General features: G+C 35.5%; 5 protein-coding genes and 1 pseudogene. 1 reads left to right on the top strand and 5 read right to left on the bottom strand.

Annotated features, from left to right (window positions below):
• Positions 1 to 100, top strand: a pseudogene (locus tag EWV68_RS09505) (IS630-like element ISMae26 family transposase); the annotation flags it as partial.
• Here the strand turns inward: EWV68_RS09505 and EWV68_RS09500 are convergent.
• The 5 genes from EWV68_RS09500 to EWV68_RS09480 are packed head-to-tail and all read right to left on the bottom strand — an operon-like array spanning position 85 to position 2,963.
• Entirely contained in the window at positions 85 to 840 is a 756-nt protein-coding gene (locus tag EWV68_RS09500; protein ID WP_287169604.1) for a hypothetical protein, read from the bottom strand. The pseudogene EWV68_RS09505 and the gene EWV68_RS09500 sit on opposite strands and share 16 nt — an antisense overlap.
• 58 nt (positions 841 to 898) lie before the next feature.
• Positions 899 to 1,249 carry a hypothetical protein gene (locus EWV68_RS09495; RefSeq protein ID WP_104395910.1) on the bottom strand — a complete coding sequence of 117 codons (351 nt, stop codon included), beginning with the start codon at positions 1,247 to 1,249 and terminating at the stop codon, positions 899 to 901.
• Positions 1,246 to 1,683 (bottom strand): retropepsin-like aspartic protease, encoded by a 438-nt coding sequence (locus EWV68_RS09490; RefSeq protein WP_287169603.1) that lies wholly within the window; start codon positions 1,681 to 1,683, stop codon positions 1,246 to 1,248. The genes EWV68_RS09495 and EWV68_RS09490 overlap by 4 nt, the downstream gene beginning before the upstream one ends.
• 44 nt (positions 1,684 to 1,727) lie before the next feature.
• On the bottom strand, positions 1,728 to 2,423 hold the full coding sequence (locus tag EWV68_RS09485) for a response regulator (protein ID WP_002798630.1): 696 nt from the start codon (positions 2,421 to 2,423) through the stop codon (positions 1,728 to 1,730).
• 57 nt (positions 2,424 to 2,480) lie between these two features.
• A complete protein-coding gene (locus EWV68_RS09480) occupies positions 2,481 to 2,963 on the bottom strand; it encodes an ATP-binding protein (protein WP_287169601.1) in 483 nt (160 codons plus the stop codon).
• Positions 2,964 to 3,038 lie beyond the last annotated feature (75 nt).

Here is a 3,038-nt window from a genome sequence, read left to right as displayed (position 1 = left end):
TTACAAAGACTTAATAGAAGGGATTGAATTGGCTATGTTAGAAGTTACTCAAAAAGATATTCGCAATTGGTTTACTCACTGTTGCTACTGTACCTCATAAGTCAGAGAATTGCTATAATAACGAACTGCATCTTCTTTATCCTTGTCCTCATAAATTACTCCCATTTGCTCAAGAACATTGACTTGAGTGCCATCCAGATTAAACTGTTCTAGAGAAAAAGGAATTTTTCTATCACTATATTGAGGTAAACTTTCTGCCCAGCTTTTAAATATAGGATATTCTTCCTTAGACTCGTCAACTTTTTCTTCACTACAGGGTTTAAGCGCTCGTCGAATCGCTTGGGGAGGTAACAGTCTAGTATTCGACCATTTAGTAAATTGTATTTCTTCTTTTTTTTCTACAGTAATATTAGCAGCATGGTACAAAAATCTCACAATATCCCGCGCTTGTAGTCTTCCATTAAAATCGGTTAAAGCTGCAAAAATCCAATTGTCTGACTTAGCTTCCCTTGCATTATCTGCTCCTAATTTTTTGCCCCAAAGTCGTTCTAGTTTTTCTTTTAAATCTTCAATTGAACAATCGAATAAATCTTGAGGGTTAGCATTAATAACCGATGATTGTATGCAGAGCCAATAGGAAAGTTTAAGAAACGATTCTAGATTCCAAGATAGATCATAATTACCATATAAGCTTTCAAATTGTTGCGAGTTTTGTGTAATTGTATATCTCAAGAAATCTCGACGCAGAAAGACAATCAATCCGAGATTAGATTCCCGAATCTCTGATAATTTATGTGGATTGACCGGGTGACTTGGCTCAAAGCTGCCACAGTTTTCCACCGATTCAATAGATTTTTTCTCTCGCTTCTCCTCCGATAGGATTTAGTTTGAAAATTAGTTATTTATTTTGCTCTACTTGAAAAAAGGCTCCTAAGACACCGCCAAACCATCCTAAGGTAGTAAAGAAAGCATTTTGGATAATATCAGGAACGGCTTTATCAGGATAGATTAAAGGATAAATAATGATAAATCCAAAGGAAACAGCACAAACTATCATTAAAAGCCAATTAATTTTGATGATTAACTGATTTTTAATCTGATCTTGACTGGATTCGTCGGCATTTGTATTGATCTGATTGGTAGGTTCCAGAAAGGATTCATCAATATCAACAATGGGTCTAGTAGACGGAATTTTACCCAAAAAAGCAAATTTTAAAAACCTATTTAAAAATCTCTTGATTTTATTCATGGAGTTGCATCTACAGTGGTTCCATCTGATTCTAAACATTGTCCCGGACAGTTATAAATCCATCGATTGTTAGGTGCATCAAGCATGATTTTACTCTGATTAAGTATATCGCAACCGAGCAGGGCATAAGATTTTGAAAATCCGATTACTTCCAGATCATTAAATGTATAATTGCCGATGGTGATATTGAGAATATATGATTCTCTTAGGACGACGTTATTATTAGCATCTCTCACCTTTTGATGGCTGTACTCTAAATATCCAAGTCTGGCAATTATTGATTCAGGAATGCAAGTCATTGTTGCCCCACTATCCACAATTGCTTCAACTTCACCATAACGGGATGAGGAGGAAGGATTGACAACTTTTAGATAAGCTTTTGGTCTTGGTGTATAAGTAGACCCTTGAATATTCTCATATCGATCTGTGTACATGAATTAAACTCCGTTAGATGGATAATAAAAGATTTCTCTAAAGTCTATTCAACAATATCAAAGTAGGGAATGTCTATAATTCTATCTTCTTTGTCAACTTTCTTAAAGAACCTTGACTTTTCAGGATATTTCTCTCGAAGCTGTTGTAGTAACTCCTGCTTATTTTGGCAACTACCGACAAATTCCCCATCAACAAAAGCGACATATTGTCCTTCATTTTCTTTTAACCATGCTGGCTCTGATTTCAGTCTTTCGTAAGCAATAATATTTACATCTGAATCATAATAAATTTTCTCTAGATGGAGACGGGTTTCTGCTTCTGATGCTTGCAGACAATTAAGCCGATACTGTAGCATTTTTGGTATAAGTTTACTGCGAATATCTTCCTGTATATTAGGAGTCTTATCGATAAAAATATCAACGTCTAGGTTTTCTGCTAGTCTTCGGTTATTAGGATAAGCAGAAAGAATCGAAACAAACGCTTGACTGTTAATGCCTTTGATTTTTTCTAAGGCATCCAATCCCTCCTGTTCCCGATTGCTTCCCATGTGGACATCAAGAATGTAATAACCCGCTTCCTGCTGCTGAATTAAGGATATTGCTTCTTTTTCACTTCCGACTATTCTTATTTCCCAGGGCAGATTTTTTTTGATCGCTTCTTTGATAGCTTGTTGTAGGAAGAGATCATCTTCCATAACCACAATTTCTTGTTTGAGTAAAATGTCATCACACACAGTCATGGTATTTCTCCTTATTTGATTTGGCAAAATAGTTAAATTTAAATGTTTCGTTATTTTCTAAATTTTATAGCGTTTGAGAGGAATTCTCACATAAAATTTAGTTCCCTTGACGCTAGAGTCAAAGTAAATTTTTCCTCCATAACTTTTAATAATCTCATGGACAACATATAAACCTAATCCTGTACCCCCTTCTTTGGCGCGAGTGGTAAATCCTCTGGTGAAGATTTTATCCTGAATGTCCTTGGCAATGCCAATGCCATTATCTGCTACCATGATTTTAATATATTGAATTCCCTCTAAAGTATCAATACTGGTCCTAATCGTGATCTCTCCCTTTTTGCGTTCAGCTTTTTGGATGGCTTTTTCCGCATTGGATAAGAGATTAAAAATAATATCTTTGATTTCTCTTTCATCAAGATTCATCAAGGGAATTGTTTTATCGTAGGTTTCGATAACTTGTATATCAGTATCACTAAAGGCAAAAGAAAAACCTCGAACTCTGACTGACGGACACAAGTGGGTCAAAACCTGACAAGACAAGGGTTGCCAAAAAGAAAAATATCTGGGTAGATAGGGAAAAAGCAAGAATCCCTACAAGATGAAAACCGAGAACAG

This window comes from Microcystis sp. M_QC_C_20170808_M9Col, from assembly GCF_007095495.1.
In the GTDB taxonomy this organism is placed as follows: Bacteria; Cyanobacteriota; Cyanobacteriia; order Cyanobacteriales; family Microcystaceae; genus Microcystis; species Microcystis aeruginosa.
The sequence above is the reverse complement of the archived record's forward strand: the minus strand, read 5'-3'. Positions and strand labels throughout refer to the sequence as shown.